General features: G+C 64.2%; 20 protein-coding genes, 2 tRNA genes and 1 riboswitch. Of the genes, 10 read left to right on the top strand and 12 right to left on the bottom strand.

Features of this window, described 5'->3' with window-relative positions; genetic code table 11:
* Nucleotides 1-15 precede the first annotated feature (15 nt).
* A riboswitch (SAM riboswitch) is annotated at nt 16-115 on the bottom strand.
* Nucleotides 116-225: 110 nt separating this feature from the next.
* Both ACOXXX_RS07140 and ACOXXX_RS07135 read left to right on the top strand, forming a co-directional pair.
* Nucleotides 226-603 carry a hypothetical protein gene (locus ACOXXX_RS07140; RefSeq protein WP_422825873.1) on the top strand — a complete coding sequence of 126 codons (378 nt, stop codon included), beginning with the start codon at nt 226-228 and terminating at the stop codon, nt 601-603.
* A 65-nt stretch (nt 604-668) separates the two neighbouring features.
* Nucleotides 669-1,328 carry a glutathione S-transferase N-terminal domain-containing protein gene (locus ACOXXX_RS07135; RefSeq protein WP_422825872.1) on the top strand — a complete coding sequence of 220 codons (660 nt, stop codon included), beginning with the start codon at nt 669-671 and terminating at the stop codon, nt 1,326-1,328.
* 42 nt (nt 1,329-1,370) lie between these two features.
* On the opposite strand, the gene ACOXXX_RS07130 is transcribed toward ACOXXX_RS07135, so the two are convergent.
* Nucleotides 1,371-3,797, bottom strand: a complete 2,427-nt coding sequence (locus ACOXXX_RS07130) for an ATP-dependent helicase (protein ID WP_422825871.1) — start codon at nt 3,795-3,797, stop codon at nt 1,371-1,373.
* Between the two features lie 300 nt (nt 3,798-4,097).
* Between ACOXXX_RS07130 and ACOXXX_RS07125 the strand changes: the two genes are divergently transcribed.
* The 7 genes from ACOXXX_RS07125 (at nt 4,098) to ACOXXX_RS07095 (ending at nt 11,248) form a co-directional block, all read left to right on the top strand.
* Nucleotides 4,098-4,634, top strand: a complete 537-nt coding sequence (locus ACOXXX_RS07125) for a hypothetical protein (RefSeq protein WP_422825870.1) — start codon at nt 4,098-4,100, stop codon at nt 4,632-4,634.
* Nucleotides 4,635-4,787: 153 nt separating this feature from the next.
* Nucleotides 4,788-5,927, top strand: coding sequence for an alpha-hydroxy acid oxidase (locus tag ACOXXX_RS07120; protein WP_422826167.1), 1,140 nt, complete (start codon nt 4,788-4,790; stop codon nt 5,925-5,927).
* Between the two features lie 128 nt (nt 5,928-6,055).
* Nucleotides 6,056-9,499, top strand: a complete 3,444-nt coding sequence (locus ACOXXX_RS07115) for a pyruvate carboxylase (protein WP_422825869.1) — start codon at nt 6,056-6,058, stop codon at nt 9,497-9,499.
* Between the two features lie 196 nt (nt 9,500-9,695).
* Nucleotides 9,696-10,502 carry a phosphodiesterase gene (locus ACOXXX_RS07110; protein WP_422825868.1) on the top strand — a complete coding sequence of 269 codons (807 nt, stop codon included), beginning with the start codon at nt 9,696-9,698 and terminating at the stop codon, nt 10,500-10,502.
* 12 nt (nt 10,503-10,514) lie between these two features.
* Entirely contained in the window at nt 10,515-10,901 is a 387-nt protein-coding gene (locus tag ACOXXX_RS07105) for an MAPEG family protein (RefSeq protein ID WP_422825867.1), read from the top strand.
* A 176-nt stretch (nt 10,902-11,077) separates the two neighbouring features.
* A tRNA-Gly gene (locus ACOXXX_RS07100) sits at nt 11,078-11,152 on the top strand.
* Between the two features lie 21 nt (nt 11,153-11,173).
* A tRNA-Gly gene (locus tag ACOXXX_RS07095) sits at nt 11,174-11,248 on the top strand.
* A 102-nt stretch (nt 11,249-11,350) separates the two neighbouring features.
* On the opposite strand, the gene ACOXXX_RS07090 is transcribed toward ACOXXX_RS07095, so the two are convergent.
* The 11 genes from ACOXXX_RS07090 to glpD form a co-directional block, all read right to left on the bottom strand.
* Complete coding sequence (locus ACOXXX_RS07090; protein ID WP_422825866.1) at nt 11,351-12,490, bottom strand: iron-containing alcohol dehydrogenase; 1,140 nt, start codon at nt 12,488-12,490, stop codon at nt 11,351-11,353.
* Nucleotides 12,487-13,974, bottom strand: a complete 1,488-nt coding sequence (glpK, locus tag ACOXXX_RS07085; protein ID WP_422825865.1) for a glycerol kinase GlpK — start codon at nt 13,972-13,974, stop codon at nt 12,487-12,489. Before glpK ends, ACOXXX_RS07090 begins: the two co-directional genes overlap by 4 nt.
* Before the next feature lie 118 nt (nt 13,975-14,092).
* Nucleotides 14,093-14,938 carry an N-acyl homoserine lactonase family protein gene (locus ACOXXX_RS07080; protein ID WP_422825864.1) on the bottom strand — a complete coding sequence of 282 codons (846 nt, stop codon included), beginning with the start codon at nt 14,936-14,938 and terminating at the stop codon, nt 14,093-14,095.
* 119 nt (nt 14,939-15,057) lie between these two features.
* Nucleotides 15,058-16,770, bottom strand: coding sequence for an ABC transporter substrate-binding protein (locus tag ACOXXX_RS07075; RefSeq protein ID WP_422825863.1), 1,713 nt, complete (start codon nt 16,768-16,770; stop codon nt 15,058-15,060).
* A gap of 69 nt (nt 16,771-16,839) precedes the next feature.
* Nucleotides 16,840-17,112, bottom strand: a complete 273-nt coding sequence (locus ACOXXX_RS07070) for a DUF2160 domain-containing protein (protein ID WP_422825862.1) — start codon at nt 17,110-17,112, stop codon at nt 16,840-16,842.
* A 70-nt stretch (nt 17,113-17,182) separates the two neighbouring features.
* Nucleotides 17,183-17,515 (bottom strand): hypothetical protein, encoded by a 333-nt coding sequence (locus ACOXXX_RS07065; RefSeq protein ID WP_422825861.1) that lies wholly within the window; start codon nt 17,513-17,515, stop codon nt 17,183-17,185.
* Nucleotides 17,515-18,381 (bottom strand): carbohydrate ABC transporter permease, encoded by an 867-nt coding sequence (locus ACOXXX_RS07060; RefSeq protein ID WP_422825860.1) that lies wholly within the window; start codon nt 18,379-18,381, stop codon nt 17,515-17,517. Before ACOXXX_RS07060 ends, ACOXXX_RS07065 begins: the two co-directional genes overlap by 1 nt.
* A 1-nt stretch (nt 18,382) precedes the next feature.
* On the bottom strand, nt 18,383-19,252 hold the full coding sequence (locus tag ACOXXX_RS07055; RefSeq protein ID WP_422825859.1) for a carbohydrate ABC transporter permease: 870 nt from the start codon (nt 19,250-19,252) through the stop codon (nt 18,383-18,385).
* Nucleotides 19,252-20,343, bottom strand: a complete 1,092-nt coding sequence (locus ACOXXX_RS07050) for an ABC transporter ATP-binding protein (RefSeq protein ID WP_422825858.1) — start codon at nt 20,341-20,343, stop codon at nt 19,252-19,254. The genes ACOXXX_RS07055 and ACOXXX_RS07050 overlap by 1 nt, the downstream gene beginning before the upstream one ends.
* Before the next feature lie 12 nt (nt 20,344-20,355).
* On the bottom strand, nt 20,356-21,444 hold the full coding sequence (locus ACOXXX_RS07045) for an ABC transporter ATP-binding protein (RefSeq protein ID WP_422825857.1): 1,089 nt from the start codon (nt 21,442-21,444) through the stop codon (nt 20,356-20,358).
* 31 nt (nt 21,445-21,475) lie between these two features.
* Nucleotides 21,476-23,077 (bottom strand): glycerol-3-phosphate dehydrogenase, encoded by a 1,602-nt coding sequence (glpD, locus tag ACOXXX_RS07040; RefSeq protein ID WP_422825856.1) that lies wholly within the window; start codon nt 23,075-23,077, stop codon nt 21,476-21,478.
* A 288-nt stretch (nt 23,078-23,365) separates the two neighbouring features.
* Between glpD and ACOXXX_RS07035 the strand changes: the two genes are divergently transcribed.
* Nucleotides 23,366-24,133 carry a DeoR/GlpR family DNA-binding transcription regulator gene (locus tag ACOXXX_RS07035; protein WP_422825855.1) on the top strand — a complete coding sequence of 256 codons (768 nt, stop codon included), beginning with the start codon at nt 23,366-23,368 and terminating at the stop codon, nt 24,131-24,133.
* Nucleotides 24,134-24,154: the final 21 nt, after the last annotated feature.

Raw genomic sequence — 24,154 nt, 5'->3', positions numbered from 1 at the left:
GTCAAGCGAAAGGGGTTCCCTTGTCGTCTGACCTCTTTAGCGGTGTGTTTTCCGAGGCTGTCATCGACACCCCGAGTGGCCCGCAATCCGGTAACAAATCGCCACGTCTCTCCATTAGGGCCGGGGGCGGCGGCGGTCAAGCCTGTCACGGACCTGTAACAGAGGCTTCACCTCTTCTTCGTATGGTTCCGCTACGCAGCACATACAAGATGTAGAGGATGCACCATGACATTCTTTGACACAGGTCTGGGCCTCTCGACGGTGTCGGGCTGGCTGCGATGGGACGGCTGGCGCGACAGCCTGCTGGAAGCGGCCAACCGGGCGCTGCCCGACGGCGCCATCGAAGAGGAATTCACCGAAGCGGTGCTGTTCGTCCTGTCGATCCGGCTCAACGGACTGACCGGCGGGGAACGTGATATGACCTTCTCGGCGCGCTGCCACCTCTCTACCCTGCGCGCCCGGTGGTGGCCGGTCCGGGCGCTCTGGGCCGGGATGAGCGCCGTGATCGACCTTTATTGCGCGGCTTTCCGGAACGAGCCCACGCATTGCCGCACCGCCTGGCGCAATCACCGCAGACGCATCCGGCGGCTCAACCGTCTTTGACCGGGCCGGGCTTGCCCTTTCGGGGCCAAGGCGCATGATGGGGTCACCCTACCCCGGAGATGCCGATGACCGCCCCGATTGATCTTTATTTCTGGCCCACGCCCAACGGATGGAAAGTGTCCATCGCGCTCGAGGAAATGGCCCTGCCCTACACCACGCATCTGGTGAATATCGGCCAGGATGACCAGTTCGCCCCCGATTTCCTCAAGGTGTCGCCCAACAACAAGATCCCCGCGATAACCGACCCCGACGGCCCCGACGGCGCGCCGATCCATATCTTCGAATCCGGCGCGATCTTGCAGTATCTGGCGCGCAAGACCGGCCTTTTCTGCGGCGCCACCGAACGCGACCGCATCGCCGTCGACCAGTGGCTGATGTGGCAGATGGGCGGCGTTGGCCCGATGGCGGGCCAGGCGCATCATTTTCTGAAGTTCGCGAAAGAAGATATTCCCTACGCCAAGGACCGCTACCGGTCAGAGGTTGCGCGCCTCTACACCGTGCTCGACACCCAGCTCGGCCGCAACGCCTATGTCGCGGGGCCCGACTACACGATCGCCGACATGGCGCTCTGGGGATGGTGTTCGCTCTGGGAAGGTCAGCAACAGACGCTGGAGGACAAGCCGCATTTCAAGCGCTGGCTCGACACCGTCGGCGCCCGCCCCGCCGTGCAGCGCGGCCGCGCCCTGAATGCCGACCTGCGCCGCGATCCCACCGCCAAACCCTGACACCCGCGCAGACGCCCGCACGGGCGGATAAGCGGCGCGCCGTCAGAACGGCACGTCGTCCGCCGCCATGATGAACCGCGCCACCACCTTCTTGACCCCGGCCTTGTCGAAGTCGATCTCGAGCTTGTCACCCTCGATCCCGGTCACCGCGCCATAGCCGAATTTCTGGTGAAACACCCGTTCGCCCATCGTATAGGCCGACACCGCATCCAGATCGATCACCGTCGTCCGGCTTTCGCGCGGCTGGCTCACCGGCCGCTCGCTGGAGCGGGCCTGCAAGCGCTTCCAGCCCGGCGAATTGTAGACATTGGCCTCCGCCGCCCGCGCCTCGATCCCGCTCGACATGCCCATGCCCGCAGCACCATAGCCGCCGCCGTAAAGCCCCGGCGGCGTCAGCACGTCCACATGCGCCTCGGGCAATTCGTCGATGAACCGCGACGGCATCGACGATTGCCACTGGCCAAAGACCCGCCGGTTGGCGGCAAAGGAAATGGTGCACAATTCCTCGGCCCGGGTGATGCCCACATAGGCCAGCCGCCGCTCTTCCTCGAGCCCCTTGACCCCCGACTCGTCCATGGACCGTTGAGACGGGAACAGCCCGTCCTCCCAGCCCGGCAGGAACACGGCCGGAAACTCCAGCCCCTTGGCCGCGTGCAGGGTCATGATCGACACTTTCGCGCCACCATCATCGGTCTCGTTGTCCATGATCAGGCTGACGTGCTCCAGAAACCCCTGAAGGTTTTCAAAGCCTTCCAGCGCCTTCACCAGTTCCTTGAGGTTTTCCAGCCGTCCCGGCGCCTCTGGCGTCTTGTCGTTCTGCCACATGGCGGTATAGCCCGACTCATCCAGGATGATCTCGGCCAGTTCCATGTGGCTGATGTCGGACGGGCCGTGCTCCATCCGCACCGCGCGATCCTCGTCATCGACCACCCGGTCGGCATCGACGCCGACCTCGCGCAGCGGACCGCGCAGTTTGCCGGTCCAGCGCGCCAGCCCGTCGACTAGTTCGCGCAACGCGCCGCCGCCCTTGCCCTTGATCAGCCCCTGCTCCACCGCGATCCGCGCCCCTTCGAGCAGCGACACGCCATTGGCCCGCGCGGCGACCTGGATGGTCTGCTGCGCCTTGTCGCCAAGGCCCCGCTTGGGGGTATTCACGATCCGCTCGAACGCGAGATCGTCGTCGGGGCTGACCACCAGCCGGAAATAGGCCATGGCATCGCGGATCTCCATCCGCTCGTAAAAGCGCGGGCCGCCGATCACCCGGTAGGGCAACCCGATGGTCAGGAACCGGTCCTCGAAGGCGCGCATCTGATGGCTGGCGCGCACCAGAATGGCCATCTGGTCGAGCGACAGCGGGTCCATCCCGCGCGATCCGCGCTGCAGCGCCTCGATCTCGTCCCCGACCCAGCGCGCCTCTTCGTCGCCGTCCCAATGGCCGATCAGCCGGACCTTTTCGCCATCCGGTACCTCGGTCCAAAGCTCCTTGCCCAGCCGCCCCTGGTTGCCGGAAATGACCCCCGACGCGGCCTTGAGGATATGCGGGGTCGAGCGGTAGTTCTGTTCCAGCCGCACCACATGTGCGCCGGGAAAATCCTTTTCGAACCGAAGGATATTGCCCACCTCGGCGCCGCGCCAGCCATAGATCGACTGGTCGTCGTCGCCGACGCAGCAGATGTTCTTGTGCCCGCCCGCCAGCAGCCGCAGCCACAAGTACTGCGCCACGTTGGTGTCCTGATATTCGTCCACCAGGATGTAGCGGAACCAGCGCTGGTACTGTTGCAGCACGTCCTCGTGGGTCTGGAAGATCGTGACCATGTGCAGCAGCAGATCGCCGAAATCCACCGCGTTGAGTTCGCGCAGTCGCGCCTGATAAGCGGCATAAAGCTTGGGCCCCTTGCCGTTGAACGCGCTGGCATCGGCGGCTGGCACCTTTTCGGGCGTCAGCGCGCGGTTTTTCCAGCCGTCGATCACCCCCGACAGCATCCGCGCGGGCCAGCGTTTGTCGTCGATGCCTTCGGCGGCGATGAGCTGCTTCATCAGACGGATCTGGTCGTCGGTGTCCAGAATGGTGAAGTTCGACTTCAGCTCGACCAGTTCGGCATGGCGCCGCAAAAGCTTCACGCAGATCGAATGGAAGGTGCCCAGCCACGGCATGCCTTCAACCGTTTCGCCCAGCATCCGGCCCACGCGCAGCTTCATCTCGCGCGCCGCCTTGTTGGTGAAGGTCACCGCCAGAATTTCGTTCGGGCGGGCCCGCCCGGTGTTGAGCAGGTGCACGATCCGCGCGGTCAGCGCCTTGGTCTTGCCCGTGCCGGCCCCCGCCAGCATCAGCACCGGGCCATCCAGCGCCTCGACCGCGGCGCGCTGTGCGGGGTTCAACTCGTCCAGATAAGGCGCGGGCCGGGCGGCCATGGCGCGCGCGGACAGCGATGCGCCCTCGAAGGCGTCCATTTCGTCGAAACTGCTCATGGCGGCACAATAACCCGGCTTCCGCCGAAGGGGAAGCGCATGTTCACGCTGTGTTCGCAGGGATTTTTGCGCGGCGACCGGCTCTGCCACACGCCTCGGGGCCGGGTCCGGTGGCAGGTTTCGGGCCTGATCCCTCGGCGGAAAACCGCCCCGCCGAAATTCCGTTCGCTGTCAGCACCTTGCCTGGAAATCGGTCCTTTTGCACGGCGCTGCGGCCCGGATGCGCAGCGCACCGCCACGGAACGAAGCCGCCCGCGCAAGGGTTGAGCCAGCGAAGTTCACATACCGGAGGAGAAGAAGATGACACGGAAGATGACAAGCGTGATCGCGATTTGCACGGGCCTCGGCCTTGCCGGGCCTGCAATGGCGGATTGCAAGGCGGAATTGGCCGAACTGACCGGCAAAACCCAGATGGACAGCAGCGCCGGCATTTCCAAAGACGGCAGCCTCGCACCGCTCGAAACCGCCGAGGGGGACTCGACCGGGATGTCCGATGGCGGCACCACGGAAACGGCGCAAAACGATGACGGCATGAGTGACGAGCAAGACGGCATTTCCAAGGATGGCAGCCTTGCACCGCTGGAAAACGCCGATGCCGGATCGGACGACATGAGTGACAGCGACGCGCAGATCGCCAAGGACGGCGACACCGCACCGCTGGAAACCGACACCTCGGCCATCGCAACCTCGGGTCAGGCCGCGGCCGATCAGCAGGACATGGCGGCGGGCGAGAAATCGCAGGAATATCAGGACGCTATCGAGGTGGCAGAGGCCGCGCTTGAGGCGGGCAATGAATCGGCCTGCATGGAAGCCGTCGAAGAGGCGCGCAGCCTGTAAAGCACGAGCCGCAGCTTTGCGGCTTTTCGCGACAGACATACTTCGCCGCCCTCTGCCGGGCGGCGGAGTTTTTTGTGGCCGCGCTTACCGCAAGTCCCCAGTACCATGTGATTTCCCTGTTCGGCCCGCTCCCGCCTTGCTATCGCTATGGGCATGCCGATTGCCGCCCGCTACCCCTCGATCCCCGATCTGCGCGACGCCGCCCGGCGCCGCATCCCGAAATTCGTCTGGGAATACCTCGACAGCGCCACCGGAACCGAAGCGACCAAGGCACGCAACCGCGGCGCGCTGGATGCCGTCGCCTTCACCCCGTCGATCCTGCACGGAGAGATCACGCCCGACCTGTCGACCACGCTGATGGACGAAAGGTACCCGCTGCCCGTCGGTATCGCGCCCGTGGGCATGTCGGGGCTGGTCTGGCCCGATGCCGAACGCAGTCTGGCGCGCGCCGCGACAAAGGCGCGCCTGCCCTACTGCCTGTCGACCGTCGCCACCCAGACGCCCGAGGTCATCGGGCCGCTGACGGATGGTCGTGGGTGGTTTCAGCTCTACCCGCCGCGCGATCCGCAGATTCGCCGCGACATGCTGGCCCGCGCCCGCGACAATGGATTCTCGACGCTGGTGCTGACCGTCGACGTGCCCGTGGCCAGCCGCCGCGAACGGCAGTTGCGCTCGGGCCTGACGCAACCGCCCCGGCTGACCCCGCGCCTGCTTGCGCAGGTGGCGCTGCGGCCCCGCTGGGCGCTGGACACCTGGATGCACGGGATGCCGCATATGCGCACCCTCGATCCCTATTCCAGCGACACGTGTGCCAAGGACTCCACCGCCCACATCGGCTATCTGCTGCGCACCTCGCCAGACTGGGACTACCTGCGCTGGCTGCGCGACCACTGGACCGGCGCGCTGGTGGTCAAGGGTGTGCTGAACCCCGCCGATGCGCCGCGCCTGCAAGCGGCGGGCGTCGATGCGATCTGGGTGTCGAACCATGCCGGTCGGCAGTTCGACGCCGCCCCCGCCAGCATCACCGCCCTGCCTCAGATCCGCGCCGCCACCGATCTGCCGCTGATCTTCGACAGCGGGGTCGAAGGCGGCCTCGATATCCTGCGGGCCATCGCGCTTGGCGCGGATTTCGTCATGCTGGGCCGCGCCTGGCACTATGCTCTGGCGGTGCTGGGACGCGAAGGCCCGGCGCATCTTGTGGACATCCTGACCCGCGATCTGACCGCCAACCTGGGTCAGCTGGGCGCCGCCCGGCCCATCGACCTGCGCGGCCTCCAGACCAACGCCGGTTGACCCTTTAGCGCTAACGCCGCAAAAACGGGCATCCGAACGGGCAGCACCGCCCTACCCATTTCTACGAGTTGTTATGCAGCCCCCAGCCGCTATAAACTCCCTCAAGCCCTCACATTCAGGAAGCGCAGATGCCCGATTTCAAGAAGATCCTTATCGCGAACCGTGGAGAGATTGCGATCCGCATCATGCGGGCTGCCAATGAAATGGGCAAAAAGACGGTCGCCGTCTTCGCGGAAGAGGACAAGCTGGGCCTGCACCGGTTCAAGGCTGACGAGGCCTACCGCATCGGCGCCGATCTGGGCCCGGTCGCGGCCTATCTCAGCATTTCCGAGATCATCCGCGTCGCCAAGGCGTCGGGCGCAGACGCGATCCACCCGGGCTATGGCCTACTGTCGGAAAACCCCGAACTGGTGGATGCCTGCGACAAGGCCGGCATCACCTTCATCGGGCCGCGCGCCGAAACGATGCGCGCGCTTGGCGACAAGGCCAGCGCCCGCCGGGTCGCCATCGAGGCGGGCGTGCCGGTGATCCCCGCGACCGAGGTGCTGGGCGATGATATGGACGCCATCCGCAAGGAGGCAGAAGAGGTCGGCTATCCGCTGATGCTCAAGGCCTCGTGGGGCGGCGGCGGGCGCGGCATGCGCCCGATCATGAACGCCAAGGAACTTGAAGAGAAGGTCAAGGAAGGCCGCCGCGAGGCCGAGGCCGCCTTTGGCAACGGCGAGGGGTATCTGGAAAAGATGATCCTGCGCGCGCGGCACGTCGAGGTGCAGATTCTGGGCGACAAGCAGGGCAACATCTACCACCTTTACGAGCGCGACTGTTCGGTCCAGCGCCGCAACCAGAAGGTCGTGGAACGCGCTCCGGCGCCCTACCTGTCAGAGGCGCAGCGGGAAGAGATCTGCGAACTGGGCCGCAAGATCTGCGCCCACGTGAACTATGAATGCGCGGGCACGGTCGAATTCCTCATGGATATGGACACCGGCAAGTTCTACTTCATCGAGGTGAATCCCCGCGTGCAGGTCGAACACACCGTCACCGAAGAGGTGACAGGCATCGACATCGTGCAGGCGCAGATCATGATCGCCGAGGGCAAGACCCTGGCCGAGGCGACGGGCAAGGCCAGCCAGTACGACATCCGCCTGACCGGCCACGCCCTGCAGACCCGGATCACCACCGAGGATCCGCAGAACAACTTCATCCCCGACTATGGCCGCATCACCGCCTACCGGTCGGCGACCGGCATGGGTATCCGCCTGGACGGCGGGACCGCCTACGCAGGCGGCGTCATCACGCGCTTTTACGATTCGCTTTTGGTCAAGGTCACGGCCAGCGCCCAGACCCCGGAAAAGGCCATCGCCCGGATGGACCGGGCCCTGCGCGAATTCCGCATCCGCGGCGTCAGCACCAACATCGCCTTTGTCGAGAACCTGCTGAAACATCCGACGTTCCTCAACAACCAGTACCACACCAAGTTCATCGACCAGACGCCCGAGCTCTTCAATTTCAAGAAGCGGCGTGACCGCGGCACCAAGGTGCTGACCTATATCGCCGACATCACCGTGAACGGCCATCCCGAGGTCGAAGGCCGCGCCAAGCCCCTGCCCGATCTCAAGGATCCCCGGCCGCCACGGCTGCGCAGTGAAGGCATCCCCAAGGGCACGCGCGACCTGCTGGACGAAAAGGGCCCGCAGGCGGTGGCCGACTGGATGGCCGCGCAGAACGAACTGCTGATCACCGACACCACCATGCGCGACGGACATCAGTCGCTGCTGGCAACACGGATGCGGTCGATCGACATGATCAAGGCCGCCCCGGCCTATGCCGCCAACCTGCCGGGGCTTTTCTCGGTGGAATGCTGGGGCGGGGCGACCTTCGACGTGGCGTACCGTTTTCTGCAGGAATGCCCCTGGCAGCGCCTGCGCGACATCCGCGAAAAGATGCCCAACATCATGACGCAGATGCTGCTGCGCGGCGCCAACGGCGTGGGCTACACCAACTACCCCGACAACGTGGTCAAGGCCTTTGTGGAACGCGCGGCGCTGTCGGGCGTCGATGTCTTCCGCGTCTTCGACAGCCTCAACTGGGTCGAGAACATGCGCCTTGCCATGGATGCGGTGATCGAGAGCGGCAAGATCTGCGAAGGCTCGATCTGCTACACCGGCGATATCCTCGATCCGGACCGCGCCAAGTATTCGCTGAAATACTACGTCGATATGGGCAAGGAGCTGAAGGCCGCGGGCGCGCACATCCTGGGCCTCAAGGACATGGCCGGGTTGCTCAAGCCCTCGGCCGCCGGACCGCTGGTCAAGGCGCTGAAGGAAGAGGTGGGCCTGCCCATCCATTTCCACACCCACGACACCTCGGGCGCGGGCACGGCGTCGATCCTCGCGGCCGCACAGGCCGGTGTCGATGCGGTCGATGCGGCGATGGATGCGCTGTCGGGCAACACCTCGCAGCCGACGCTGGGATCGGTCGTCGAGGCGCTGCGCTTCACCGACCGCGACACCAAGCTCGACATGGCGGCGATCCGCGACATGTCGACCTACTGGGAACAGGTGCGGATGCAATACGCCGCGTTCGAAAGCGCCATGCAATCCCCCGCCTCCGAGGTCTATCTGCACGAAATGCCCGGCGGCCAGTTCACCAACCTGCGCGCCCAGGCAAGGTCCCTCGGGCTCGAGGAACGCTGGCCCGAGATCGCCCGCACCTATGCGGATGTGAACCAGATGTTCGGCGATATCACCAAGGTCACACCGTCCTCCAAGGTGGTCGGCGACATGGCCCTGATGATGGTGAGCCAGGGACTGACCCGGGCGCAGGTCGAGGATCCGGAGACCGACGTCAGCTTCCCCGACTCGGTCATCGACATGATGAAGGGCAATCTGGGCCAGCCGCCGGGCGGCTTTCCCGACAAGATCGTGAAAAAGGTGCTCAAGGGCGAAAAACCCAACACCGAGCGTCCGGGAAAGGGCGTGCCGCCCGCCGATCTGGAAAAGATCCGCGCCGAGGTCAGCAAGGAGATGGAAGGCAAGGAGGTCGATGACGAGGATCTGATGGGCTACATGATGTATCCCAAGGTCTTCCTCGACTACATGGGCCGCCACCGCACCTACGGCCCGGTGCGCACCTTGCCCACGCGCACCTTCTTTTACGGCATGAAACCCGGCGAGGAGATCACCTCGGAGATCGACCCGGGCAAGACCATGGAGATCCGCCTGATCACCGTCGGCGAAACCCATGAGGACGGTGAAACCCGCGTGTTCTTCGAACTCAACGGTCAGCCGCGCACGATCCGCGTGCCCAACCGGAAGGCCAAGGCCAGTTCGACCGCGCGGCCCAAGGCCGAGGTGGCGAACCCCAACCACATCGGTGCGCCGATGCCCGGCGTCGTGGCCTCGGTCGCGGCCACCCCGGGCAAGAAGGTCAAGCAGGGCGACCTGCTGTTGACCATCGAGGCGATGAAGATGGAAACCGGCCTGCACGCCGAACGCGACGCCACGGTGAAAGCGGTGCACGTGAGCGCGGGCGCCCAGATCGACGCCAAGGACCTGCTGATCGAACTGGAATAGACCCCGGCAATCCGGCACCCGGGTTTGCGCCCGGTGCCGGTCGCCCCACCCTTAAAGCGCCCCCCTTCTTCGGTTTCAAAATACCCTCAGAGAGCACGAGAGACAGCGTCTCTCGTATGCTCGGCACGGGCATCCCGCAGGTTGCCAAACGCGTCGATCCACGGTCTTCTCAAGGCGCCAGCGAAAGGGCGCGCCGATGCACAAATGCCTGCTCTTCTCCGATCTGCACATCACCGCCCCGGGCGAGACCATCATCGGCCTCGACCCGTCCGCGCGCTTCTCCGCCGCGCTCGACCAGGCATTGCGCCATCATCCAGATGCCCGCCAGCTGTTGATTCTCGGCGATCTCACCCACACCGGCCATCCGCAGGAATATGCCCGCCTGCGCGACCTGCTGACTGACTGCCCGGTGCCGGTCACCGCGACCCTGGGCAACCACGACGACCGCGCCGCCTATTTCTCGGCCTTCCCCGGTGCCGCTCGGGACGCGAACGGCTTTGCCCAGGCCGCGCTCGACATCGGCCCCTGCCGGGTGTTGCTGCTCGACACGCTGGACGAGAGCGGTGTCCATACGCGCCATGCAGGCTACCTCTGCGACGCACGGCTGGACTGGCTGCGCGCCCGCCTGGCAAAGGCGCCGGACCGCCCCACCCTCATCGCGATGCACCACCCGCCGGTGCGCACGGGCTTTGACGGCATGGACCGCATCCGGCTCTGCAACGACGCCGCGTTCCTGGCGCTTCTGCGCGCCCACCCGCAGGTCCGGCAGCTGGTCTGCGGCCACGTCCACCGCGCCATTTCCGGCAACCATGCAGGCCTCGCCTGGAGCATCCTCAAGAGCCCCTGCCACCAGATGCCGATGCTGTTGGGGGCGGACGGATCGGGCCATTCGGTGGACGAGCCCGGCGGCTATGCCATCGCCCTGCTGGACGCCGAAACGATGATCCTGCATGCCGAGGATGTCACCCCCGCCCGCCCGGTCGGGCAATCGTCCCATTCCTGAAAGGACCCTAACATGGCGCCCGTCACCACGCTTTACGCCAGTCTCATCGCGCTGCTCTTTCTCGCCCTCAGCCTGCGCGTGGTCGCCTATCGCCGCGCCCGACAGATCTCGCTTGGGGACGCGGGCGATCCGGCGCTCCGGGCGCGCATCCGGGCCCAGGGCAACTGCGCCGAATACGCGCCGATCGGCCTGCTGCTGCTCTTGCTGGTCGAACTGCAATCGGCCCCGCCGGTGGCGCTGCACGTCCTGGGGCTTCTGCTGCTCGCGGGCCGCGTGCTGCACGGCCTGGCGCTGTCGCGCCATCCGCACCCGATGGTGCTGCGCGTCGGCGGCATGATCCTGACCTTCACGATGATCGGCCTCGCCGCCCTGGGCCTTCTGCTGCACCGGCTCATCTAGGCCCGGCCCCCCTGCTTCTTCGGTTCAAAAATACCTCGGAGAGCACGAGAGGCAGCGCCTCTCGTATGCCGGAACGGCATCGCGCCGACCACGCGCGGAACAATCCGGCCGGAGCAGCCAAATTTCCCCTTGCAGCGCGGCGCGCATGGCCTTAAATCCCCCTCACCCATCGGTAAGCGGGCGTAGCTCAGGGGTAGAGCATAACCTTGCCAAGGTTAGGGTCGGGCGTTCGAATCGCCTCGCCCGCTCCAATGGGACAGACCGACTGAAGCGCGGGCGTAGCTCAGGGGTAGAGCATAACCTTGCCAAGGTTAGGGTCGGGCGTTCGAATCGCCTCGCCCGCTCCAGTCGGATCCTCGAAACCTGCCGTTCCAGTCAGTTTCAGTGTGCGCGCCGAAAATTTTGAGATTTCCGGGCCTGCTTTCCTCAAGAAAAACAGCCTCGACGCCTCACGCTCCGGCAGCTCTCAGAATGCCGTGCAGCGCGGCCTCGGACAGCACCACCGGGTTGCCCTTCATCGAAGACGCGCCCTGCGCGGCGGCCACGGTCTCTACCGGATCAAGCGGCCTGCCGCCCATGGCACGCAGCCTTGGCAGACCGGCCTCGTCGATCCAGCGTTCCAGCGTGTCGAATGCGTCGGCCGGCGTGCTGTCAAAAGCCTGCGCGATCCAGCCCCGCACCTCGTCCATCCGCTGCGGCACCGCGCCTGCGTCGGCATTGGCGCGCAGCACCGGCACCAGAAGGCGCCCGCAGATCGCGCCATGCGCGGCACCGGTGGTGCCGCCGATGACCCCGGCAAAGCCGTGCACCGCCCCAAGCCCCGCATTGGCCAGCGCGATACCGCTGTAAAGGCTGGTGAGCGACAGCGCGTCGCGCGCGTCCGGATCGTCGCGCGCCATCACCTGACGCAGGGCCCGCAGCCCGCGCGGGATGGCATCGCGGCACAGCGCATCGGTCAGCGGCGTGGCCTTGCAAGACAGATACGGCTCGACCACCTGCGTCACCGCATCAAGGCCCGAGGCCAGCGTGATGCCGCGCGGACAGCCATCCGTCAGCGCCGGGTCGACCAGCGCCAGATCGGCCAGCATCCTGTCGTCGCGCAGGCTGACCTTGCGGTCATGTTCCGGCAGGCCGATGACCGCGTTCTTCGTGGCCTCCGCCCCGGTCCCCGAGGTGGTCGGCATGGCGACAAACGGCAGTGGATCAGAGGTCAGCGGCAGGCCCTTGCCCACGACCTCGAGGTGATCAAGCGGATCGCCCTGCCCAGGTGCCAGCGCCGCGACGGCCTTGCCCAGATCGAGCGCAGCACCGCCGCCCACCGCCACGACGCACCCGGCCCCGAAGGCCCGCGCTTGATTCAGCGCGGCCACCAGATGCGATACCTCCGGCTCTCCGCCGGAAAATACCACCTCGACCGCCAAGCCCCTCGCCCGCAACGCATCCTGCAAGGTGTCCGCCCAGGCGACCGACCGGCCCCGCACCAGCAGCACCCTTCGGCCCAGGCGCTCGACCTCTTCCGCCGCGCCGGTGCGGACCCCGCGGCCAAAGATGATCCGGCGCGGGGTTTGCAGCGTGAAAGCCAGCGTCAAAAGCTCATCGTGGCCTGAACCGCGCGCTGCCAGGCGGCATAGCGGTCGCGTCGGGTGTCCTCGGACATGTCCGGCTCGAAATTGCGGTCAAGCTTCCAGGCCTCGGCAAACTCCTCCATCCCCGGATAGACCCCGGCGCGCTGACCTGCCAGCCACGCCACGCCCAGCGCCGTCGTCTCGAGCACTTGCGGCCGGTCCACCGGCGCGCCGATGATGTCCGACAGGAACTGCATGGCATAATCGCTGGCCGACATGCCGCCGTCCACGCGCAGCACCTGATCGCCCCCCTCGGGCGTCCAGTCCGCATGCATCGCCTCGAGCAGATCGCGGGTCTGGAACCCGACGGATTGCAACGCCGCCTTGGCGAATTCAGCTGGCCCTGAATTGCGGGTTAGGCCGAAGATCGCACCGCGGCATTCCGCGTTCCAGTATGGCGCGCCAAGGCCGGTGAAGGCCGGAACCAAAACCACGTTCTGGTTGCTGTCCGCAGTCTCGGCCAGCGGCTGGGTTTCCTTGGCTTCGCGGATGATCTTGAGCCCGTCGCGCAGCCATTGCACCACGGCGCCTGCGATAAAGATCGACCCTTCCAAAGCGTAGGTCGGCTTGCCATCGAACTGGTAGGCAATGGTGGTCAGCAGCCGATTGTTGCTGCGCACCGGCGTGTCACCGGTGTTCAAAAGCGCAAAGCACCCGGTGCCGTAGGTCGATTTCAGCATCCCCGGCTGGAAACAGGCCTGGCCCAGCGTGGCCGCCTGCTGATCGCCCGCGACGCCCAGGATCGGGATTTCGCGACCGAAGAGATCGGGCCGGGTCATGCCGAAATCGGCGGCGGTGTCCTTGACCTCGGGCAGCATTTCCATCGGGATATCAAAGAGATCGCAGATGGTCTTGGACCAGCGGCCTTTGCGGATGTCATAAAGCAGCGTGCGCGCGGCGTTGGTGGCGTCGGTCACATGCGCAGCACCGCCCGTCAGCTTCCAGATCAGGTAGCTGTCGACGGTGCCGAACAGCAGCTTGCCCTCCCGCGCCTTTTCCCGCGCGCCGTCCACGTGATCCAGGATCCACTTAAGCTTTGTGCCCGAGAAATAGGGATCGAGCAGCAGGCCGGTGCGGTCGGTGAACATCTCTTCGTGGCCCTGCTCGCGCAGTTCGGCACAGATGGACGCGGTGCGGCGGTCCTGCCAGACGATGGCGCGGTGAATCGCCTGCCCGGTGTCGCGGTCCCAGACCACGGTGGTTTCACGCTGGTTGGTGATGCCGATGCCGGCGATGTCCTCCGCGCTGATGCTGGCCCTTTCGATCACCTGTCGGCAGGTCCCGGCCGTGGTCGACCAAAGGTCGGACACCTCATGTTCGACCCAGCCGCTGTCGGGATAGTGCTGTTCGAATTCCTCCTGCGCGATGGCCGCGACCTTCATCGACTCGTCGAACAGGATCGCGCGGCTGGAGGTCGTCCCCTGGTCGATGGCAAGAATGTAGGTCACGCGCTGTCCTCCTCTTTTTTCGGTTAGCGGAGTGTCGCGCGGATGCCCCCCGGGAGTCAACGTCCCCCCGGGGGCAAAGTGCGGGCTAAAAATCCAGCCCGCCCCGTAAGTTAGCCTTTTATTTCGCGGCCTCGGGAAAGGTCGGCAGCTTGCCGACATCGCGCGGGTCGTGCTGGATGATCAGGGTGGCCCCGGTGTTTTCGACCAGCTTTTTCAGCCGGTCGATCGAGGCCAGCGTTTCCGACCGGTCGTAGTTGAAGGTCGGCACCCCGTCGATGTCCAGCTGTTCGGCAAAATGCACGACGTCGCCCGACAGCAGCACCGGTCCGGTGTCGGCCAGTTGCACCATCAGCGCGGTTTCGCCCGGGGTGTGGCCCGGCATGGCCAGCATCATCACCGAACCATCGCCAAAGATGTCGGTGTCGCTGGTGATCTGCTGGGTCTCGCCCGCGCCGGACAGCCAATGTTCGAGCGGCTTGGGGTCGGCAAAGCCCTGCGCGTAGGCCGGCAGCGGCTGCATTTCCAGGGTTTCGAAATCCTGCGCCCCGATCAGGAGCTTGGCATCGGGAAAGTCGGGCGCCTGGCCGGTGTGGTCAAAGTGGTAGTGGCTGATCCCGATCATGTCGATATCGGCAGGCGAAAGATCGAGCTGTTCCAGTTGGCTGGGGATATCGGTCTTGAGCGTGGGGGCGATCGGCGCCTTGGGGTCCTGTTCGGCGCCCAGAAGGCCCGCGGGCAGGCCGGCGTCCCACAAAAAGTACTGATCGTCGTGCTGGATCAGGTAGCAGCTGCCCACAAGGCTCTTTTTCTCGCCGCTATAGGCATTCGTGTCGGAGAACAGGTTGAGATAGTTCACCTGGACGTCGCCGCAGTCCAGCCGCCAGAGCGAGACATCCGCCGCGGCGGCAGAAGCGGTGAGCGCGGCAAAGGCGGTGGCTGTGGCGAGTTTCGGGAAATAGGTCACAATAACTGGACTCCTGTTTTGTTACAGTCGTCAGGTAGCCGTCCCCGCGCCAAAGAAAACCCGCGCAGACAAAAAACGGGGCCCCGAAGGGCCCCGCCGATGGTGTCGTACGGGCACGTTTATTTCCACGAAGCGATCAGCTCGTCGTACGAAACGGTTTGCGGATCCTCGTCCTCGTTCTCGAGCTTGGCCTTCGGAGAGCCGGGCTGGCTCAGCCACTCCTGGGGGTCGATCTGCTCGTTCAACATCGGACCGATGTCGCCCTGGATACCGGCACGCTCAAGACGTTCCATCACCGATTCCATGTCCGAACACAGCGAATCCAGCGCCTCTTTCGGGGTCTTCGCGCCCGACATGGCGTCGCCGATGTTCTGCCACCACAGCTGCGCCAGCTTGGGATAGTCCGGCACGTTCGTGCCCGTGGGCGACCATGCCACCCGCGCGGGCGAGCGGTAGAATTCGATCAGACCGCCCAGTTTGTCCGCCCGTTCCGAGAAGTGATCGGACTGGATGGTGGATTCGCGGATGAAGGTCAGGCCGGTGTCGGCCTTCTTCAGGTCCACGGTCTTGGAGGTCACGAACTGCGCATAAAGCCATGCGGCCTGGGCGCGGTCCACCGGGGTGGATTTCATCAGCGTCCAGGAGCCCACGTCCTGATAGCCGACCTTCATGCCGTCTTCCCAGTAGACGCCGTGCGGGCTGGGGGCCATGCGCCACTTGGGCGTGCCGTCCTCGTTCATGACCGGCAGGTCGGGCAGCACGGTCGCCGCGGTGAAGGCGGTGTACCAGAACATCTGCTGCGCGACGTTGCCCTGCGCCGGGATGGGACCGGCCTCGGAGAAGGTCATGCCCATGGCGGAGGGCGGCGAATACTTCTGCAGCCACTCGATCGCCTTGTCGACCGCGTAGACGGCGGCAGGCGAATTCGCGGCACCGCCACGGTCCACGCAGGCACCGACGGGCTGCGAGTTTTCGTTCACCCGGATGCCCCATTCGTCGACCGGCAGGCCGTTGGGTTCACCCACGTCGCCCATGCCGGCCATGGACATCCACGCGTCGGTGTAGCGCCAGCCAAGGCTGGGGTCCTTCTTGCCGTAGTCCATGTTGCCGTAAACTTCGCCCTCGACACCCAGATGCGACAGATCGCGCCCGGTAAAGAATTCGGCGATGTCCTCGTAGGCCGACCAGTTGACCGGAACGCCCAGGTCATAGCCGAACTGTTCCTTGAAATCGGCCTTGTTCTTTTCGTCGTTGAACCAGTCGTAGCGGAACCAGTAGAGGTTCGCGAACTGCTGGTCGGGCAGCTGATACAGCTTGCCATCGGGCGCGGTGGTGAACTGCGTGCCGATGAAATCGTCCAGATCGAGCCCGGGGTTGGTCACGTCCGCACCTTCGCCCGCCATCCAGTCGGTCAGGTTGCGCACCTGCTGGTAGCGCCAGTGGGTGCCGATGAGGTCGGAGTCGTTGATGTAGGCGTCATAGATGTTTTCGCCCGACTGCATCTGCGTCTGCAGCTTTTCGACCACGTCGCCTTCGCCGATCAGGTCATGGGTGACCTGGATGCCGGTGATCGCGCTGAACGCGGGCGCCAGAACCTTGGATTCGTAGCTGTGGGTGTCGATGGTTTCCGACACGACCTTGATTTCCATGCCCTGGAAGGGGGCCGCAGCGTCGATGAACCACTGCATTTCTTCTTCCTGGCCGGCGCGGTCGAGCACCGACATGTCGCCGATTTCGCTGTCGAGGAAGCTGCGTGCAGCCTCCATATCGGCGAAGGCCGGCCCGGCCAGCACAAGCAGTGCCGCCGTTGTGGATTTGAGGTTCAGGTTCATTAGGTTCCTCCCGTTATCGAACCGTTTTGTAGTATCCGAGATCTCCTCGCGCCCCGGATGTATCCTGTCTCAGACGTAGCGGAACACCGCCACGGCATAGATCAGGCAGACGATCAGCGCATAAGGTTGGTTTGCGCCGACGATCCCGAGCCAGGCCAGATTGATGAAGGCCGAGCCCAGAAGGGTGATGAAGAGGCGGTCGCCCCTAGTCGTTTCGATCCTGAGAATGCCCGTGCGGGGCGTCTCGGGAAATTTGATCGCAAGGATCGTGAAGGTGATGAGCAAGAGCGCGATCACCCCGAAGAAGGCCGCCGTGGGCCAGGTCCAAGCCATCCATGCCATCGTTACGTTCCTTTCGTGCTGGCAGCGCTGCGCCCTGCCGGTCTTGTGTCCTTGGGTCCGGCGCGATCCGTCACGGGATCATCTCGCACCAGCCGGTGTGGAACCAGCCGGTCTGCTGAAGGCGCCGACCGTCCTTGTTGATGCTTTCGGCGAAACACCACTTTCCGCGGCACTTGCGCGTGTCGATGGGCATCGAGTCGCCGTTGCGCACGCGCAGGATCTCGGAATAGCTCGACCCTGGCCCGGTGCGGATCGACAGGAACCCGTCGCCGTTGGGATCAAGGTGCCGCATGATGCAGGCCGCTTCCCAGGGTTCGGCGGCCTGGGCCTGGGTCTGGCTGGCGCCGAATGCCGATAACGCGACGAAACCCGAAATGAAGCATGTTCTAAGCAGAATGGTCATCAAACCCTCCCCAGGGCAAAGCCCTTCGCGATGTAGTTGCGCACGAAATAGATCACGAGCGCGCCCGGCACGATGGTCAGCACCCCCGCCGCCGCGAGCACGCCCCAGTCAAGGCCCGAGGCCGAAACCGTTCGGGTCATGGTGGCGGCGATGGGTTTCGCGTCCACCGAGGTCAGCGTGCGGCTCAGCAGCAACTCCACCCACGAGAACATGAAGCAGAAGAACGCCGCGACGCCGATACCCGATGCCACCAGCGGCATGAAGATCTTCACGAAGAACCGGCCAAAGCTGTAGCCGTCGAGATAGGCCGTCTCATCAATTTCCTTGGGCACGCCGCGCATGAAGCCTTCGAGGATCCAGACCGCCAGCGGCACGTTGAACAGGCAATGCGCCAGCGCCACCGCGATATGCGTGTCGAAGAGCCCCACGCTGGAATAAAGCTGAAAGAACGGCAGCGCAAAGACGGCCGGCGGCGCCATGCGGTTGGTCAGCAGCCAGAAGAACAGGTGCTTGTCGCCCATGAAGCTGTAGCGCGAGAACGCATAGGCCGCAGGCAACGCCACCGAGATCGAGATCACCGTGTTGATAACCACGTAGATGAGCGAGTTCACGTAGCCCATGTACCAGCTCTCGTCCGTAAGGATGGTGATGTAGTTGTCAAACGTCAGGTTCTGCGGCCAGAGCGAGAAGGACCCGAGGATCTCGGTATTGGTCTTCAGGCTCATGTTCAGCAGCCAGTAGATCGGCAGCATCAGGAACAGCAGGTAGAGCGTCATCACGACGACCGATCCCTTGACCTTGAACCGTTTCTTCGTGCCCTCGGCGGTCAGATTGCCGGGAATGGAGGAGGTGGTTGCGTCGGTCATCTCAGCTCTCCCGTTTATCAAGGTTGACCATCACCGTGTAGAACACCCATGAAATCAGCAGGATCACGAGGAAATACATCAGGCTGAAGGCGGCGGCGGGGCCAAGGTCGAACTGTCCCAGCGCCATCTTCACAAGGTCGATGGACAGGAACGTCGTGGCGTTGCCGGGGCCACCGCCGGTGACGACGAAGGGTTCGGTGTAGATCATGAAGCTGTCCATGAAACGCAGCAGGATGGCGATCATCAGCACGCCCATCATCTTGGGCAGTTCGATGAAGCGGAACACCTTCCAACGCGATGCCTGGTCGATCTTGGCGGCCTGGTAATAGGCGTCGGGAATGGATTGCAGCCCGGCATAGGCCAGAAGCGCCACGAGCGAGGTCCAGTGCCAGACATCCATGACGATGAGCGTGGCCCAGGCGGCAAAGAAATCCTGCGTATAGTTGTATTCGATCCCCAGCGCATCGAGCGTGTAGCCCAGAAGGCCGATGTCGACACGGCCGAAAATCTGCCAGATCGTGCCGACCACGTTCCACGGGATCAGCAGCGGCAGCGACATCAGGACAAGGCAGAAGCTGGCCCAGAAGCCTTTCTTGGGCATGTTGAGCGCGACGAAGATGCCCAGCGGAATTTCGATCGCAAGGATGATCGCGGAAAAGATCATCTGCCGCTGCAGGGCGTCCCACATCCGGTCCGAATGCAACAGATCGTCGAACCAGCTGAGGCCGGCCCAGAAGAACTGGTTCTGGCCAAAGCTGTCCTGCACGGAATAGTTCACCACGGTCATCAGCGGGATGACGGCGGAAAAGGCCACAAGCACCAGCACCGGCAGCACCAGGAACCAGGCCTTCTGATTGACTGTCTTGTCCATTAGGCGGCCTCCCCTCTTGCGGCACCGGATGGCGCGACGCGCCAGTCGTCCACGTAGACGTTGATATGCGCCGGATCGAAGGTGACGCGGGTCATGTCGGTGCTGACCGGCTGGGATTCGTCGGCGATGATGTTGATGTCATGGCCGTCGAGGCTGGCGCGGACGATCTTGTGACGGCCCACATCCTCGATCCGGTTGATCGTGACCGGCAGGCCTTCGTCCCCCAGCACGCAGAATTCGGGCCGCACGCCGATTTCGACCTTGCCGCCCGACACCGCGTAGCCATCCGCCAGCGGCACCTTGTGGCCCGCGACGTGGGCCGTGGCCCCGTCGATCTGCGCGGGCAGCACATTCATGCCGGGCGAGCCGATGAAATAGCCCACAAAGGTGTGCGCCGGTGTCTCGAACAGCTCTTCCGGGGTGCCGATCTGCACGACGCGGCCATCGTACATTACCACCACCTTGTCGGCGAATGTCAGCGCCTCGGTCTGGTCGTGGGTCACGTAGATCATCGTGTGGCCGAAATCGTGGTGCAGCTTTTTCAGCTGCGTGCGCAACTCCCACTTCATATGCGGGTCGATCACCGTCAGCGGCTCATCGAACAAAAGCGCATTGACGTCCTCGCGGACCATGCCCCGCCCCAGCGAAATCTTCTGCTTGGCATCCGCCGTCAGGCCGCGACACTTGCGGTCCAGCTCTGCCTCCATGCCGATCATCTGGCCGATCTGCTGGACCCGCTGGGCGATATACTTGGGATCCTCGCCGCGGTTCTTCAGCGGAAAGGCCAGGTTCTCGCGCACCGACATCGTGTCGTAGACCACCGGAAACTGGAACACCTGCGCGATGTTGCGCTGTGCTGTGGTGGTGTTGGTCACGTCCTGCCCGTCAAAGAGGATGCGGCCCTGGCTGGGATGAAGCAGACCCGAAATGATGTTGAGCAGCGTGGACTTGCCGCAGCCGGACGAGCCCAGCAGAGCGTAGGCCTCTCCATCGACCCAGTCGTGGTTGAGTTCCTTGAGCGCGAAGTCGTCTTCGGAGGACGGGTTCGGCAGGTAGGAATGCGCGAGATTGTCGAGCGTGATCTTGGCCATGTGTCGCCCTCCTCAAGCCGCAAGCGCGTAGGATGCGGGTGCCACAAGGCTGCCGTCCTCGCCGAAAATGTAGATGTGTCGGGGGTCGAGGTAGACCGTCAAGGCCTCGCCCAGCGCCAGCTTGTGGACGCCGTGGAACAGCCCCACCCAGCGCGACCCGTGGTGGTCGAGGTGCACAAAGGTTTCAGACCCGGTCAGCTCGGTGACCACCAGCTTGGCCTCGAACGCCAGCGCTTCGCCGGAATGCTTGTTGATGTCCAGATGGTTGGGGCGGAAGCCTGCGGTATAGTCACCATCCTTCAACTCGGCCAGCTTGCCGCTGGCGGGGGCGTTCTGCCCGTCGCCGAAATGCAGTGCATCGCCGCGTTTCGTCATGTCTAGGAAATTCATCGGCGGGTCGCTGAAGACCCGTGCCGTGGTGGCATCGTTGGGCCGGCGGTAGACCTGCGGGGTCGGGCCGAATTGCGTCACCCGGCCCTGCCAGAGCGTCGCGGTGTTGCCGCCCAGAAGCAGCGCCTCCTCGGGTTCGGTGGTGGCGTAGACAAAGATGCTGCCCGCTTCTTCGAAGATCTTGGGGATTTCGATGCGCAACTCTTCTCGCAGCTTGTAGTCGAGGTTGGCGAGCGGTTCGTCCAGCAGCACCAGGCCTGCGTCCTTGACCAGCGCGCGGGCCAGCGCGCAGCGCTGCTGCTGCCCGCCCGAAAGCTCCAGCGGCTTGCGATCCAGCATCGGGGTCAGCTTCATCAGGTCGGCGGATTTGCGCACCGCAGCGTCGATCTCATCGCGCGACTTGCCCATGATCCGCATGGGCGAGGCGATGTTGTCGTAGACGGTCATCGAGGGGTAGTTGATGAACTGCTGATAGACCATCGCCACCTTGCGGTCCTGCACCCGCATGCCGGTCACATCGTCGCCTTGCCAGATGATCTTGCCGGTGTTGGGCACATCAAGGCCCGCCATCAGCCGCATCAGCGAGGTCTTGCCCGACAGCGTCGGCCCCAGCAGCACGTTCATCGTGCCCTTTTCCAGTGTCAGATCCGTCGGGTGGATATGCGTTTGACCGCTCACCACTTTGGACACACCGCGAAGCTCGAGTGTCATCAGTCCCCTCCCATGTCCCCGATCGGGCCGCTTATTCGGCGGCCTCTTTACGGGTGTGATGTCGTTTGTCCGACATCCATTTGTCCAGTTTGGCGATCTCGTCCTTGCTCAGACGCAGACCCAGTTTGTTGCGCCGCCAGACCACGTCTTCGGCGGTCTTGGCGAATTCCTTGTCCATCAGCCATTCGATCTCGCGCGCTGTCAACGTCGCGCCGAAGGCATCGCCCAGATCAAGCTCTGTCTTGGCCCCGCCCAACACGTCCCAGGCCTCGAGCCCGTAGGCACGCACCAGTCGACGTGCCCAGAACGGCGTCAGGAAGGTGTATTCGCCCGCCAGCTTTTCGACCAGCTGGTCGAATTCCTTGACGCGGAAGTCGCCGCCCGGCAGGGGCACGCCCGCGGTCCAGTGCCCCTTGGTGCCCGGAAAGAACGGCACGATCTTGTCAAGCGCGCCTTCCGCCAGCTTGCGGTAGGTGGTGATCTTGCCGCCAAATACGTTCAGCACCGGCGCCCCGCCCTGATCCTCGACCTTGAGCGTGTAGTCCCGGGTTGCCGCCGTGGCGCTTGACGCGCCGTCGTCGTAAAGCGGGCGGACCCCAGAATACGACCAGACCACGTCGTCGACCGTGACCGGCTTTTCGAAATAGTTCGACGCAAAGGCGCACAGGTAATCGCGTTCCTCGGGCGTGCATTCCGGGCGCTTGTCGGGATCCTCCTGCTCGGAATCGGTGGTGCCGATCAGGGTAAAATCCGTCTCGTAGGGAATGGCAAAGATGATCCGCCCGTCTTCGCCCTGGAAGAAATAGCACTTGTCGTGATCGTAAAGCTTCTTCGTCACGATGTGCGAGCCGCGGACCAGTCGCACGCCTTCCTTGGAATTGATGCGGATCTTGGTCTGGATGATGTCGCCAACCCATGGCCCGCCCGCGTTCACCAGCATCTTGGCATGATGTGTACGGGTCTTGCCGGTATCGCGATCCTCGGTCGTAATTTCCCAATGGTCATCGACGCGCGCGGCCGACACCACCTTCGTGCGGGTCAGCACCTCGGCGCCGCGTTCTGCCGCGTCGCGGGCGTTGAGCACAGTCAGGCGCGAATCCTCGATCCAGCAGTCGGAATATTCATAGGCCTGCGCGAATTTTTCCTTGAGCGGCGCGCCCTCGGGCCCCTTGCGCAGATCGACCGTCTTGGTCCCGGGCAGAATCTCCCGCCCTCCCAGATTGTCATACATGAACAGCCCCAGCCGGATCAGCCAGGCCGGACGGCGCCCCTTCATCCACGGCATCACGGTGTTGAGCAGCTTCGACGTCGGCGTCGAATTTTCGAACCGCATGTCCTTGTGATAAGGCAGCACGAACCGCAGCGGCCACGAGATATGCGGCATCGCCTTCAGCAGAACCTCACGTTCGATCAGCGCCTTGCGGACAAGATTGACCTCGAAATACTCGAGATACCGCAGCCCGCCGTGAAAGAGCTTGGTCGAGGCCGACGAGGTGGCAGAGGCCAGATCGTTCATCTCGGCCAGCGTCACGGACAGGCCGCGCCCGGCGGCGTCTCGCGCGATTCCGGCGCCATTGATACCGCCGCCGATCACGAAAAGGTCTGTCATACTGTCTTTGCGGGTCGTGGACATGATCCCTCCCTAGGACATTGTTGCGCCTATACTGTTGTGACTCGCACGGAAAAGAAAGCCAATTGTTTTCGATTCTTTTCCTTTTTGCGAAAATCTCTATTTTTGAGGGGGATAGCGCGGCGATGATGGCATGCTGCCGCAACGGTATGCGCAAAAACCCTGCGCGACTGCCTAAAACACAGGCAGAATCAACACAGGTTGCGCGGATATTTTCGCACCCCTCGCCAAAGCGCGCATTTTCGCGTAAAAACGAACATACCCCGGGTCTGGCCAACAGGAGGAGGCGCCATGTCCCAGACATTCCGATTGCCACAGATCCTCGACATTGCCCGCAAGGAGGGCATGGTCACGGTCGAGGAACTGGCCGACCGCTTCGGCGTGACGCTGCAAACGATCCGGCGCGATCTTACCGAATTGTCGGACGCCGGGCGGCTGGAACGCGTGCACGGCGGCGCGGTCCTGCCTTCGGGCGTGTCCAACATCGCCTACGAGGAACGCCGCTCGCTCAATGCCGCGGCCAAGGCGGCCATCGCCCGCGCCTGCGCGCAGCACATCCCCGAAGATGCGTCGGTCTTTCTCAACATCGGCACCAGCACCGAAGCGGTGGCCCACGAACTGCAGGGCCACAAGAACCTGCTGGTGGTGACCAACAACCTCAATGTCGCGCAGATCCTCAGCCGCAATGCCGATTGCCGCACGGTTCTGACCGGCGGCACGCTGCGGCAGGCCGACAACGGGCTGATCGGCAACCTCGCGATCGAGACGATCCAGCAATTCCGCTTCGACATCGCCGTCGTGGGCTGTTCGGCGCTGGACGAGGATGGCGAGATGCTGGATTTCGACATCGAAGAGGTGGGCGTGAGCCAGGCCATCATCGACCGGTCGCGCAAGGTCTTCGTGGTGGCGGATCAATCGAAGTTCCAGCGCAACGCGCCGGTGCGGATCGCCTCGCTCAGCACTGTGGACCTGATCTTTACCGATGCGCCTCTGCCCGGCAGCCTGCCGGGGCGCTGCGCCGACTGGCAGACCGATGTGGTGATCTGCGGCGCCGATTGACCCTGCGACCAAACGGTCCCG

Origin of the sequence: Thalassococcus sp. BH17M4-6, from assembly GCF_049323015.1 — a bacterium.
GTDB lineage: Bacteria > Pseudomonadota > Alphaproteobacteria > Rhodobacterales > Rhodobacteraceae > Puniceibacterium.
Note: the sequence above shows the minus strand (reverse complement) of the source record. Positions and strands in the feature narration are given on the sequence as shown.